This window comes from Streptomyces sp. NPDC127197, assembly GCF_042672405.1.
Classification (GTDB): domain Bacteria; phylum Actinomycetota; class Actinomycetes; order Streptomycetales; family Streptomycetaceae; genus Streptomyces; species Streptomyces flavusporus.
The window spans coordinates 42,746-55,720 of sequence record NZ_JBHXVG010000042.1 but is presented as its reverse complement, the minus strand read 5'-3'; the positions used below and the strand labels follow the sequence as shown (position 1 = coordinate 55,720).

Sequence of the window (12,975 nt, the reverse complement as noted above, 5' to 3'; positions counted from 1 at the left end):
CGCCCGGACAGACCCATGGTGACGCACCCCCTGCGCCAGCACCCGAGCGGCGCGTCACATCACAACAGGGCAAACGTTGCCTGATACGGCACTAGATGCTTGATCCGCCGCCGGAGGTGTTGCTCCACCAGGCGCTGTAGGCGTTCAGCGAGTACCGCTTCTGCACGCCGCTGGTCGAGCTGATCTCGAGGCCGAACTGCATCGTGTCGAAGGTGGTGTTGCGCAGGAGGTTCTGCGACGCGGCCCACCGCCAGACCGCCGCAGCGTCGACGGAGCCGGTGTTGCTCTGCTGGGCGGGGATGAACTGCAGGACGTTCCAGCCGGGATCGGCCTGCCAGACCGACGCATACCGGACGCCGCCGATGGTCACGTTGGACGCGACCTGCCTTCCCCAGCCGCCTAGCGGTCCCGGGTTCCAGCTGGTGAAGACCATGATCTCGTCCTGGTTGTTGGTGGACCAGAGGTCGGCCGTCCAGCCCCAGTTGTCACCGCCGGCGGCGGGAGCCGACGACGTGTTGTACCAGAAGCCCGCCGAGTTCAACTGCGACAGCGGCGTCTGGGGCCGGACCGAGGTGTTCGAGTAGGACTTGATCCCGCCGCCGGAGTGGTTCGCATCGATGTACCAGGACTTGATGCTGTCGACGGTCAGGCACTGCCTGCCGTGGTTGTCGCCCCATAGGTTGTTGTGGATCGTCCAGGTGCCCTGGGTGTACTGACCGTACCGCTCGCAGGTGGAGTACACCGCTGCCTGCGCCGGAGACGCGAAGCTCAGGAACCCGGCGATCACGGCGACGATCAGGGCCAGCCGGCCGAACCCGGCCGACTTGCTGCCTATGGATTTACGGGCTTGCCATCTCATGTGTCCCTCCAAGGACGGCGATGGGTGGTTTTTCCGGCCCCCCCGGTCTGGTGGCGGACTCTGGCGCCGCGAGGTGTCGCTCGCCGGCGAGTCCGGGCTCGGGACGGCGCGACTCAGCTCCGTCCGAGGTGCTTGCGCAGTCGGCGGACTGATCACCTTGATGGCCCGCCCTGGGCGAAGTGGTTCCTTCCACTGCTCGCAGTTGGAATCCCCGCCGAAAGCGAGGCGGCCGAGACGGTCGGTCAGCTGACGTGTTGACACCTTCGCTCCGTTCACATGCGGTGCTGCTCGCGATGGTGGGTGGCTCGTGTCGTCGAGGTGGCGCGCTCACGAACTGCGGGAACGGTGCTCGGTCCCCTTACTTCAAGCACCGGGCTGGCCAGACGCAGGTGCGAAGTGTCGAAGCGCTTGCGTCTTCGGGGACAGTAATGATGGGACGTCTGAACAGCAATACTCTGCGTAGGAAGACACATTTCTTTCACCTGGCGACATCATTGTCGAAGCGCATCGAATAGCATCGGCCGCGCCCGCCACCTGGCTTTCGCTGAACCGCTACTGGTCCTGGTGGATGTGGCGGAAGGTGCCGGGGCAGGTGCCGATGTGACGGGTGAAGAACTTCGCGAAGTTGGTGGGGTCGGGAAAACTCGGACGGCGGGAGGTGGTCGCCACCGGCTCATCCGTGTGCGCCGGCAACCGCTTCACCTCCAACGCGGCACGGGCATTGATCCCATGCTTCACCGGCTGTCCGGTGGCAGCCATGCACGCACGGGTCAGGGTCTTGACCGTGTAACCCAGACGGTGCGCGTGCCACCGGTCGTCCCCGGCCGCACATACCGCTGCACCTGTGCAGATCACCATCATCGGCGCCCGGAACATGGCCTGGGGCATCGCCACACGGGCCCCGGCGGGCGGGCACACAGTGACCGTCACCGCCAAGGTCCCGCCAAAGCCGCGCGACTCGCCGGCGAGCTGGGCGCGCACGCCAGGAACCCGCCCCCCAACACCGCCACCGGATACGGCGACGGCATGACCCTGAGTCGTGTCCCGGCCTCGCCCACCTACAGCGCCCTGGTCAACGCGGCCTCCAGCAGTTGCCTGGAGATCTACGGCGGCGGCACGGCCGCGGGCTCGGCCTCGGAGGTCCGGACCTGCAACGGCGCCAACAACCAGCAGTTCGCCCGCGCCTCCAACAGCGAACTCCAGGTCTACACAGGCTTGCTCACCATGTGCCTCGACTCCAACGGCGTGACGAGTCCGGGCTTCGCTGTGGTGATCGAGAACTGCACCGTCGCATCGGTATCGTTGTCCAAGCCCGTGGTTCCTGAATGATCGTTCTGCGTCGAGAACAGAAATGATCACTCACGACCACGGGCGTCCTGCTACCAGGGCCGCCCCCACCACCCCTGACACTCACCCAACGTGACAGCCGGTCAGCCTCTCAGTACCAGCGCACCGCTCAACTTCGAAGAGCCCCTTTCCTTCCGGGCCGCCGTCGGCCTCCAAGGCCATGCCGGGCTCGAATGGGACCTGCTCGGCTGCGACGACGCCGAGCTCAAGTCGGTCCGCGCGTACGGGGCGCTCTACCGCGAGCTTCGCGACCTCCTGCACTGCGGTACCGTGATCCACCCCGACGACGTCGACCCCGCGTTGCGGGTGCGCGGCGTCGTCGCTCATGATCGATCACAAGCCCTGTGGACCGTCGCGGCGGTCGCCCGGCCCGAGGAGTCCCTCGCTGACCCGGTTGCGGCTGCCCGGGCTCGACCCCGACCGCCGCTACACGGTGCAGGTCCGTCACGACGTCGGCGCACCACGGACCGAGTGGGCGCCCCGAGCTGGCTGAGCGCCACCGCACCACTCGTGCTTCCAGGCCGGCTGCTTGCCGAGGTGGGTCTCCAGCTCCCCACCCTGCTGCCTGTGCTGGCCCTGGTCTTCCACCTCACCGCCGTCGTGTGACGACGGCACCCGGACCTCCTACCAGGTCCGGGTGCCGCCCAGGCTGTTCGCCGATGCCGTCAGCCCGAGGTAGGGCCTGCCTCCGACATCAGGGCACCACCACTTCGAGGCGAACGTCGGTCAGTTCCTCTCGCAGGTCGCGGGCCGGGCTGAGGTTGAAGACGGGAACTCCGCCCCTGCCGAAGTGGACTCGGTGCATCGCGGACGAGACCACATCGTGACCCACGGGCGAGGCGACCGCGTGGTAGCAGATCCAGGTGTTGCCGTCGTAGTCGGTGAAGAGGGAGTTGTGTCCGGCGCCATAGAGCCCTTCTACCGACTGGTAGTTCAGGGCCGGCGTGATCGCCTTGGACCATGCGGAGGCATCCAGGTAGTCACCGCCTCGGGGAATACTCAGCATCCCGATGGAGTAGGTGTAGCCTCTGGCCGCTCCACCGGAGTACGTGATGTACACGGTCTCGTCGGTCAGGAACGGGTACGGGCCTTCGTTGTTGATCGCCCCCTGCACGTTCTCCCAGCCGTACAGCGGGCGCGTCAGCAACACCGGTTCGCTGATGAGACGAGTGGGATCAGCCACGGTCGTCTCCGCGATGTAGACCATGCTGCCCGAGTCCATCGGCGAGCCCAGACCTGTCCGGGATGACCAGACGAGGAAGCACCTCTCGTCAGCTTTGAAGTAGGTCATGTCCAGCGTGATGCCGCCACTCTCGGCCAAGTAGGAGCAGTCGGCCTTCCGGACCCGTACGGGGGTCTCCCAGCTGTCGGCCTGCATGATGTCGTGACCCTTCTTGAGTCGCATCATGTGGCACTGCGGCCCCCACTCAGTGCCGCTGACAGCGAACAAGATATAGAGGTCGTTGCCGATCTGGTGGAACTCGGGGGCCCAGAAGGTCTGCACGAAGCCCTTGCTCTCGTCCGCGTCGAGGATCACCTGCTCGCGGAACCCGTCGTCGAACAAGCCGTTGATCGTCTCGGACTCTCGGACGTAGAGGCCGATGTCGTCCACGTTGTCGTTGGTCGCGATGTAGTAGTACTTCCCTTCCCAGGGCAGAATCACCGGGTCCGCGTACCCGCGCGCCAATGGGAAGGGGCGAACGGGAGTCTGCACCGTGCCGGAGACTCGGTAGGTTCCCGGAGCCGAGAAGTCCACTGCACTGGTGTCCCAGGCGACAGACTTGTCGGCCGTGGAACCGTCGGAGTAGACGGCTGTCGCCTTCACCGCGGCCAGTTCCGACAGGGAGGACGCGACGACAGTCTTGGGGACGCGGGTTTCCGTATGCGCCAGGGGCGTCCACCGGTCCCGAACGGCTTGAGCGATCGACGGTTCCACCGCGAGCACGTTCCCCGGGTTGATGTCCGTCAGGTTGCAGGGGTCCGCAACCTGCGGGAACCGGGATCCCGGCCGAGGCCCCTTTGACCCTCCTCCTGCGAGATCGACAACCTGGTTCACGAACACGTTTCCGTCGGCGTCTCGCCACAGAAACTCGTACGCACCGACCGCCTCGTCGTACTGACACGCGACGGCATCGACATGCACGGAGTTGTGCAACCGAAGGAGCCCTCGGGATCGGAACTCCGTCAGATCGGTCGACGTCCACACCAGGACACAGCCACGGCTTTCCTCGTCCTGTGCTCCCCGGGGTGCGACACGGACGGCGACCAGCCCGAACCCGCCTTCTCTCGTGCGGAACAGGAAGGGGTTCTTGGCACCCTTCTCCAGGATCGTGTTGTGCTCGCTCACCGTGGCTTCGGGAAACAAGATCCCGTAGTTCTGGTTGAGCGGCTCAAACGGTGCTCCGTCTTCGCTCAACGCGAGGTGGATGCTGTTGCTCAGCGACTCCGTGTACTCGCCGAGCGGTGTTCGGGTGTAGACGAGAACTCTGTCTTCCATGACGAACCCCGTTCAGTGTCTGGCGCTGATAGATGGTCTCTGGATCCGACGACGGTTTTGGACGGAGGGCGACGTGTGGTCGGTCAACAACCCTATGAGGTCGTAACAGGATCATGAGCGGGTCTTCTTGAGGCGCCTCCAGCAGATGAGAGAACAGCCCAACGAGACGAAGGCGTCGTGGAGTTCGAGACGTCGTTCCCATCGGACGGCGAGGCGCTTGAACTGGTGGAGCAGGGCGAAGGTCTGCTCGACGACATAGCGGAGTTTGCCCAGGCCCCTGATGTTCGCAGAACCCTTGCGGGAGATCACCGGCAGGATCCGGCGCCGACGCAGTTCGTGGCGCACGGCCTTCGAGTCGTACGCCATGTCGCCGAGCACGGCATCGGGGCGCCGACGGGGACGGCCAGGCGTCCGGCCACCGTTCCGGAGGGTGAGAGCCGCTCCGAGAGGCGAGGGCACGGGAGTTGTCGATGGCCGAGGTCGACGCCCTTTCCTGGCAGGACTTCGAGAAGTACGTCGGCGCCCGAGCACGGCGCGGACGTCGCGCTCTTCGTCACCACCTGCCGTGCCTTCACCCGGCCGCCCTCCAGTTGGCGGTGCGCCAGCGCCCGGAGTCCGGTCACGGCGGCTGGGTGCTTCTGCCGTGACCGGAGCCGGGGGTTCAGGCCGGGTCGCCGTAGACGACCCCCCGTCCGTTGGTGCCGAAGTAGACACGGCCGTGGATGCGGGGGTCTCCGGTGATGGTGCCGCCCGTCCAGGCGTATTGGTGCCGGTCGTCGTTGATGCGGACCCAGGTCCGGCCCGCGTCGTCGGACCGGAAGATGCCGCGCACGCCGCCGATCCTGGAGCTGGTGAACACCGCGGGGTACGGAGCGCCCGGTGCGGCCTTGTCGAAGCCGACGGCGTCGCCCTGGTCCACCGCTTCGATCCGGGTGAAGGTTGCTCCGGAGTCGGTCGAGCGCCACATGCCGTACGGCGTGGAGGTCCCGTCCTTGTCGGTGCCGCCGGCCAGCCAGATGTCGCCCTCGTGGCCCGGCACCGCCTTGAACCGCACGTTTCCGTCGGTGGGCAGACCGGTGGCCGCCGTACGGCCGAAGCTCTCGCCGCCGTCGCTGCTGACATAGAAGTCGCCGGAGGCGTACGCATAGAACTTCGCCGGGTTCACCCGGTCGGAGCGCACCGGCGCCCCCGCCGGCAGCCCCTTCGCGGCGGTCCAGGTCGCACCGTGGTCGTCGGACCAGCTGACCGGTGCTCCGGCCGGTGACCAGACGATCCGTCGGCCGTCGGCCCCGACGGCGACGGCCTGGTCCTCGACACCGGGGCCGGTGAGGCCGGCCGGTTCGTCGCCGGACGGTTTCCAGGTGTCACCGCCGTCGGTGGAGACAGCGAGGTGCTGGGTCCAGCCGCTGGTGGGGCGGCCGACCCGGACGACGGTGTAGGGCGCGAGCTCTGCGTAGTCCAGGGCCGGGGTGTTGTCGAAGGTCGGGGTGTCGTACATCTTCGACGCTTTGTGCAGGTCCGTGTGCCGGAAGCCGCCGACGTCCCCGATGCCGGAGAAGAGATGGGCGCGCCCGGTCGGCGGGCTGATCAGGCACAGGACCGCTGTCTCCTCCAACCCCTGGGCCCGCACGGACAGATGGACCGTGCCGTCGCGGTCCCAGTCCGTCAGGTTGTCCGCGCCGTAGATCGTCGCCCCGGTCCCGTACAGGAAGCGGTCGGAGTCGAACGGGTCGATCTGGACGGACTCCATCATCCAGCCCAGCTTCGGGGCCGCCTCGGGGGGCTTCGGGGAGGCGTTCCACGTCAGCCAGGGGGCGTCCGAGATGTCGATGTCGTAGCGGAACGTGCGCTGCCCGTCCGCGTCCTGGTCCCAGATGCGGCTCCAGTGGGCGCCGCCGTCGGTGGACCGGAACAGGAGGCAGTCGGGGTACCACTTGACCTGGGTGGACACCATCAGGGTCCGCGGGTTTCGCCGGTCGATGGTCAGACCGCTGTAACCGTAGGCGTTCTCGTCGCTGGTGGAGGGGACGGGGCTGATACGGGTCCAGGTGTCGGTGGCGGTGTCGAGCTTCCACACGTCGCCCTTCGAACCGTCGTAGGGGCCGGCGGTGTCGCTGGTCGCGAGGTACAGGTAGCCGCCTTCGTGGTCGAGGACGGCGTGGTGCGGGATGTATCCGGTGGGCTGGCCGGGGACGCGCTGCCACGTGGCTCCCGCGTCGGTGGACCGGTAGAGGATGTTGTCCTTGTCGGCGACGGTGACGTACAGCGTCCGGGTCGCCCTGCCCGGTCTGCCGGTGCGCTTGTCGAAGACGACCTGCAGTACCCCCAGGTTGTCGCCGTTGTAGCCGCCGGGGTCCGACGGGTCGGGGACGAAAGTGCCGACGTTGGGAAAATGGGTCACCTGCGCGAAGGTCTTGCCGTGGTCGGTGCTGCGCCACAGCCCGTGGCCGCCGCGCACGCCCAGATAGAGGATGCTGTTGCGGTTCGGGTCGATCACGAGGCGTTCGCCGATGCCCCGGCCGGGCATGTTGCCGCCCAGACGGAACGGCAGCGGGGTGGTCTTCCAGGTGCGGCCGCGGTCGGCCGAGCGCAGGATCGCCGCCATGTCCGGGTCCCAGTCGGGCAGGGTGTAGGTACCCGCCGCCAGATAGACCCGGTCAGGGTCGGCCTCGTCGGTGGCGATGCTGATGATGCCGGTGTGACCGTACTCGTCCCAGCCGATCCAGTCGGTGAGGGGGACCCACCGCCGGGACGCCGTGTCCAGGCGGTAGGCGCCGCCGATGTCGGTACGGGCGTACACCAGGCCGGGCTCGCGCTGGTTGAAGACGATCCCGTGGACGAAGCCGCCGCCGACTATCTCCGCGTTGCGGAAGCGGTACGGCGCTTCGGCCCTTCCGGAGCCGGCGGCGGACGCCGCGGAAGGGGCGAGCACCGGGAGCGCGGCGGCTGCCGCGCCGGCGGCCAGCAGTCCGCGCCGCGAGAGGTGCGGGGTGGGAGGCATGGACGGTCCTGCCTTTCTGGTGGGCGTCTTGTCTTGAGGGCCTGGCCGGTGTGCGCACGAGAAGTGGGTGCCCGGGGCGTCGTCAGGCCAGGTGTTCCGCCATGCCGGACCCCTCCCGCACGAAGACCGGGATGCGTTCCAAGGGGGCTTCGGCGTCGAGCGTCGTGCCGCCCTTCCGCAGGGCTCCGGTGGCAGGGTCGAGCCAGCCGGTCCCGGACGGCAGGTACACCCGGCGGGCCCGGGCGCCCGCCTCGTACACGGGCGCCACCAGGACATCGGGGCCCAGCAGGAACTGGTCGTCCACGTCCCAGGCACCCGGGTCCTCGGGGAAGTCGAAGAACAGCGGACGCATGGGCGGAGCGCCGGTGCGGTGGGCGTCCTCGGCGAGGCGGTGCAGGTAGGGGCGCAGGCGTTCACGCAGCAGCAGATGCTGCCGCAGGATGTCGTACGCCTCCTGCCCGTACGACCAGACCTCGTTCGGCCCGGCGGTCATGTCGGTGGAGAAGGTGGGGTGGTTCGGCTCCCGGTCTCCGTGCAGCCGCATGACCGGACCGAAGGTGCCGTACTGGAACCAGCGGATGAGCAGTTCACGGTAGGCGGGGTCGTCGGGGTCGCCGCCGGCGAAGCCACCGATGTCGGTGTTCCACCAGGGGATGCCGCTCATCGCGACGTTCAGGCCGGCCCGGATCTGGCGCGCCAGGGAGTCGAACGTGGTGGGGATGTCGCCGGACCACAGCAGGGCGCCGTGCCGCTGGCTGCCCGCCCAGGCCGACCGGATCAGTGACAAAGGGCGGTCCTCGCCCGTCGCGTGCAGACCGTCGGCCACCGCGCGGGCGTGCTGCAGCGGGTAGAGGTTGGCGGTTTCGGCGGCGGGCCCTGCCGCGTACACCGCGCGCTCGGCGAACGCCGGAGGCAGGTCGGGCTCGCAGGCGTCCAGCCAGAAGCAACTGACGCCCACGGCACGGTAGTTGTCGTTCAGGCGCTGCCACAGTGCCGCGCGGGCGCCGGAGTGCGTGGCGTCGTAGTACGCCATCGGGCGGGTCAGCGCGTCGCCGCCGTGGCGGGAGGGCCACGGGAAGGTGAGCAGGCCGCCGTCGGCGTCCGTGACGAGGTGCCCGGCCGCGCGCAGTTCGTCGTAGGTGTCGCTGTCGGGTTCGACCGTCGGCCAGACCGAGACGGCGAGTTTCACCCCGAGCCGTCCCAGCTCTTGCGTCATGGCGGCGGGGTCGGGCCACTCGGCGGGCTCGAAACGCCAGTCGCCCATGCGCGGCCAGTGGAAGAAGTCACAGACGATGACGGACAGCGGCAGGCCGCGTTCCTTGTACTGCCGTGCCACCGACAGGAGTTCGTCCTGAGTACGGTAGCGCAGCCTCGACTGCCAGAAGCCGGACGCCCACTCCGGCAGCAGGGGCGGCCGGCCGGTCGCCTGTGTGTAGGCGTCGAGGATCTGGGCCGGGGTGTCGCCCGCGGTGATCCAGTAGTCGATGCGTCCGCCGGCGTCCGCGGTCCAGCGGGTGGCGTCCGCGCCCAGCTCGACCCGGCCGGTGGCGGGGTTGTTCCACAGCAGCCCGTAGCCCCGCGAGGAGTGCAGGAAGGGGACGGCCGCCACGGTGTTGCTCTGGACGAGATCGATCACGCAGCCCTTCTGGTCGAGGCGTCCGTGCAGATGCTGCCCGAGGCCGTGGAGCCGTTCGCCGTCGTAGGCGTCGAAGGACTGCTGGGTGCGGCCGCCGGCCGCGAGGACGCGGGAGCCGGTGTGATGGGAGCGCGGGTCGCGCTCGGCGAGGAGTACGCGACCCGAGGCGACGTGACGGAACGTCAGCCAGCCGTCGGCCGAGGCCTCCACGGCCAGTCGGCCGTTGACCAGACGGGCACAGCCGTCGTCCGATGCGGACAGGGCGACGGGGGCGGCGGGCGCCGGGCTCTCCAGCGCACCGGGGGCGGCGGGGTCGAGGGTCCCTGCCGTGGCCCGTACGCGTACGGCGTGCGGGCCCCAGGGCTCGATGCGGAGCATCTCCGCCGCGGTGTGGCGTTCCAGGCCGCCCGCACGGATGCTGTAGGACACGGTTTCTCCCTTGATCGTCTCGGAGGCGGCCCACGCCTGTGAGGTCTCCCGGCCGCGGCAGGGGCCGCGGCGCCGGGATCAGGAGGAGGCACAGACATCGCACAAGCTTGTTTTGCGCTGGTGGGCGAGGTGAACGCTCAGTTGTTCGCCGGGGACGAGTGGAAGCGGAACGCGGCGAGGCGCAGGCTCCCGCGCAGGATCAGGGTCAGGTCGTGCGGGCCGGGTTCGACGCCGGACAACTCGGCGGCGACCTCGGTCCACGCGTACCGGTCGCCGGTGACCGGTACCGTGATCCGGCCCAGGCTCCGCTCGCCCGCCCGCACTTCCACGCTCGCCTCGCCCTCGGCTTCCTCCTCGCGGGCGACCTCGGCGTCGAAGCGGACCGCACCGGTCAGATCGGCCGAGCGGAACAGCAGCGTCGTGGGGCGGGACGGATCGGAGGGGGCGACGGCGTCGCCCGCGGCCCGGGTGGCGTCGACCAGGACGGCGCGCGTGTGGTCGTCGAAGTCGCAGGCGCGCGTGCGGCGGCCGACGACCGTTCGGGGCGCGGGTGGTGGCCCGGTCACACGGAGCCCCGCGGTGCCGACGACGTCCCCGGCGGAGCGTGCCACCAGTACGTCGTAGTCACCGGGGTCGACGGTGAAGGTTCCGGCCCCCACGTCCCAGTGGGCGAACTGTTCGGCCGGGAGCCGGAAGTCGAGCCGCCTCGTCTCGCCAGGTTCGAGCCGGACCTTGCGGAAGTCGGCGAGGCGCAGCCGGGGCGCCTGGTAACGGGCGTGACGGGGACGGACGTAGAGCTGAACGACCTCGCTGCCGGGCCGGGATCCGGAGTTGACCGTCGTCACCGAGACGTCCAAGGCGCCGTCCTGGGCCATGGTGTGCGCGGAGAGCCGCAGGTCACGATAGGTGACATCCGCGTACGACAGGCCGTGCCCGAACGGGTAGAGCGGCGCGGCGTGGTGGTACTGGTAGGTCCAGCCGGCCTTGATGACGTCGTAGTCGAGCGGGTCCGGCAGTTCGTCGTCGCCGCGGTACCAGGTCTGCGGCAGCCGTCCCCCGGGATCGGCCTCGCCGAGCAGCACGGCCGCCAGCGCAGGGCCGGTCTCCTGGCCGCCGTGGGAGGTCCACAGCACCGCAGGCAGATGCGTGTCGGCCCAGTCGACGGCGTAGGGGTAGCTGCTCATGACGACGAGCGCGGTCTCGGGACGGACCGCGGCGACCGTACGCAGCAACGCCCCCTGGGCCTCGGGCAGGGCGATTCCCGAACGGTCCTCGGTCTCGCGGCCGTTGATCATCGGGTGGTTGCCGAGGACGACGATGGCCGCGTCGGCCGACGCGGCGGCGGCCCGCGCCTCGGCCGTCCCGTCGTGCAGCAGCTCCCGCTGCCAGCGCTCGGCCGCCGCGAGGCCGTCGGCGGTGACGTGCACGCTGCCGTCCGCGGGATCGACGGCGGCGTAGCGGCCGGTGCGCACATGCCGGAGCACCAAGACGTCGTCCTCGTCGTCCGGGGCGGGCTCCAGGCGGAACGTCTCGTCGACGAACCAGTCCTTGAGCAACGTCCGTTCGGCGACGAGTGAACCGTCGTCGGCACAGCGGAGATAGCGGCCGGTACCGGCCTCGCACAGGGTGACAACGCCGTCGCCCCACTCCTGAACGTCGAAGGCGCTCTTGCCCAGGGGATCGCCCGTGGTACGGGAGCGCAGCGCGATCCGGTCGGTGCCCGGCACGCACACCACCTCGCCGCCCAGGGGCGCGAGCGCCGCCCGCAGAGCGGTCGCGATGCCGACCTGGTACGGCAGAGTGCCGCTGTACCAGTCCTCGTACAGCGCGTCCGCGTGCGGGCCGATGACCGCTATCCGCGCGGCACGGGCCGGGTCGAGCGGCAGCAGGCCGTCGTTCTTGAGCAGCACGACCGACTCCGCCGCCGCACGGCGGGCGAGGGCACGGTGCTCGGGGCAGTCGACCACCTCGGGCCCGATGCCCGCGTACGGGTCCAGGTCGGGGTCGAACTCGCCCAGTCGGAAGCGGAGTTGCAGCTGCCGGCGGACGGCGCGGTTCACATCCTCCTCGTCGATCAGGCCGCGCTCCAGCGCCTCGCGCAGTCGGCCGATCACGGTCGCGCTGTCCTCGCGGAGGTCGGTGAAGTTGTCGATGCCCGCCTTCAGGGCGGCGGCGTGGCCCTCGGCGTGGTCGTCGAAGTAGTGCTCCGGTGTGACGAGGTTGGTCGGCGCGCCCTCGTCGCTGACCACGAACAGCTCGTGGCCCGTGGACCGGGCCCAGGCCCGCAGCTCTCGCTCGAGCAGTGGACTGACATGGCAGGGACGGCCGTTGACGAGGTTGTAGGCGGCCATGGCGCCGGTGGCCGCGCCGGAGGCGATGACCGGGCGGAAGGCGGCCAGGTCGTACTCGTGCAGTACGCGCGGGCGCAGGCCGGAGGAGGTGACGCTGCGGTCGGTCTCGTTGTTGTTGGCGAGGAAGTGCTTGAGTACGGGAGCGGTCCGCAGGTAGGCGGGGTGATCACCGGTCAGTCCTCGGCAGTACGCAGTGGCGACGCGCGAGGTGTGCAGCGGGTCCTCCGAGTAGCCCTCCTCGTTGCGGCCCCACCTCGGATCGCGCAGCAGGTTCACCACGGGCGACCAGACCTGCAGCCCGTTGGGGCCGGGCCCGGTCGGGGTGGGCTGATGCCGGTGCAACGCGCGCAGTTCGGCGGAGACGGCTTCGCCGACGGCGTGCACGAGTTCCTCGTCCCAGGTGGCGCCGAGCCCCACGGCCTGGGGGAAGACGGTCGCCCTGCCGAGGCCGGCGACACCGTGCAGCGCCTCCGTTCCGGTGCGGAACGCGGCGATGCCCAGGCGGGGGACGGCGGGCACGTACTGGTGCAGCATGGCGAGCCGCTCGTCGAGCGTGAGCCGTTCCAGCAGGTCGTCGACGCGCTCGTGCAGCGTGAGCGCGGAGTCGCGGAAGGGGGGCGTGGCTGCGGATGCGGACGCAGAAGTCACGTGAGGGATTCCTCGGCAGACGGGGGTCGAGTGGTGGTGGAGAGCATGTGTCGAAGCGCATCGACGCTGACATTCCCTCTCCGTTGCTGTCAATGGTTCGAACCGAGGGAATTTTCCCGGGAGTTGACACGTCATTCTCCCTCTTTCCTCTTGTTCCGAAGAATTGACTCGGTTAGCTTCACTGTTTTAGTGAAGCGCTTCGATTCC

9 protein-coding genes and 1 pseudogene are annotated in these 12,975 nt (G+C 69.2%); 3 read left to right on the top strand and 7 right to left on the bottom strand.

Going from position 1 to position 12,975, the window contains the following annotated elements; translation table 11 throughout:
* Positions 1-91: 91 nt before the first annotated feature.
* Together ACFVJQ_RS38220 and ACFVJQ_RS38215 are read right to left on the bottom strand one after the other, a co-directional pair.
* Positions 92-859 (bottom strand): hypothetical protein, encoded by a 768-nt coding sequence (locus tag ACFVJQ_RS38220; RefSeq protein ID WP_385790346.1) that lies wholly within the window; start codon positions 857-859, stop codon positions 92-94.
* Positions 860-1,411: 552 nt separating this feature from the next.
* Positions 1,412-1,666, bottom strand: a pseudogene (locus tag ACFVJQ_RS38215) (helix-turn-helix domain-containing protein); the annotation flags it as partial.
* 219 nt (positions 1,667-1,885) lie between these two features.
* Between ACFVJQ_RS38215 and ACFVJQ_RS38210 the strand changes: the two are divergent.
* Together ACFVJQ_RS38210 and ACFVJQ_RS38205 are read left to right on the top strand one after the other, a co-directional pair.
* Complete coding sequence (locus ACFVJQ_RS38210) at positions 1,886-2,188, top strand: ricin-type beta-trefoil lectin domain protein (RefSeq protein ID WP_385790344.1); 303 nt, start codon at positions 1,886-1,888, stop codon at positions 2,186-2,188.
* 90 nt (positions 2,189-2,278) lie between these two features.
* The gene (locus tag ACFVJQ_RS38205; RefSeq protein ID WP_385790342.1) at positions 2,279-2,812 is read left to right on the top strand and encodes a hypothetical protein; all 534 of its coding nucleotides are present in this window, start codon (positions 2,279-2,281) and stop codon (positions 2,810-2,812) included.
* A gap of 88 nt (positions 2,813-2,900) precedes the next feature.
* On the opposite strand, the gene ACFVJQ_RS38200 is transcribed toward ACFVJQ_RS38205, so the two are convergent.
* Together ACFVJQ_RS38200 and ACFVJQ_RS38195 are read right to left on the bottom strand one after the other, a co-directional pair.
* Positions 2,901-4,703 (bottom strand): family 43 glycosylhydrolase, encoded by a 1,803-nt coding sequence (locus ACFVJQ_RS38200; RefSeq protein ID WP_385790340.1) that lies wholly within the window; start codon positions 4,701-4,703, stop codon positions 2,901-2,903.
* Between the two features lie 111 nt (positions 4,704-4,814).
* Positions 4,815-5,162, bottom strand: coding sequence for a transposase (locus tag ACFVJQ_RS38195; protein ID WP_385790338.1), 348 nt, complete (start codon positions 5,160-5,162; stop codon positions 4,815-4,817).
* 11 nt (positions 5,163-5,173) lie between these two features.
* Here ACFVJQ_RS38195 and ACFVJQ_RS38190 point away from each other — a divergent pair, with 11 nt between their 5' ends.
* Positions 5,174-5,350, top strand: a complete 177-nt coding sequence (locus ACFVJQ_RS38190) for a hypothetical protein (RefSeq protein WP_385790336.1) — start codon at positions 5,174-5,176, stop codon at positions 5,348-5,350.
* 14 nt (positions 5,351-5,364) lie between these two features.
* Here ACFVJQ_RS38190 and ACFVJQ_RS38185 read toward each other — a convergent pair whose 3' ends face one another.
* The 3 genes from ACFVJQ_RS38185 to ACFVJQ_RS38175 all read right to left on the bottom strand — a co-directional run bounded on the left by ACFVJQ_RS38185 (position 5,365) and on the right by ACFVJQ_RS38175 (position 12,768).
* Complete coding sequence (locus ACFVJQ_RS38185; RefSeq protein ID WP_385790334.1) at positions 5,365-7,704, bottom strand: xyloglucanase; 2,340 nt, start codon at positions 7,702-7,704, stop codon at positions 5,365-5,367.
* 82 nt (positions 7,705-7,786) lie between these two features.
* Complete coding sequence (locus ACFVJQ_RS38180) at positions 7,787-9,769, bottom strand: TIM-barrel domain-containing protein (RefSeq protein ID WP_385790332.1); 1,983 nt, start codon at positions 9,767-9,769, stop codon at positions 7,787-7,789.
* A 137-nt stretch (positions 9,770-9,906) separates the two neighbouring features.
* Positions 9,907-12,768 (bottom strand): glycoside hydrolase family 3 C-terminal domain-containing protein, encoded by a 2,862-nt coding sequence (locus ACFVJQ_RS38175; RefSeq protein WP_385790330.1) that lies wholly within the window; start codon positions 12,766-12,768, stop codon positions 9,907-9,909.
* Between the last annotated feature and the right edge of the window lie 207 nt (positions 12,769-12,975).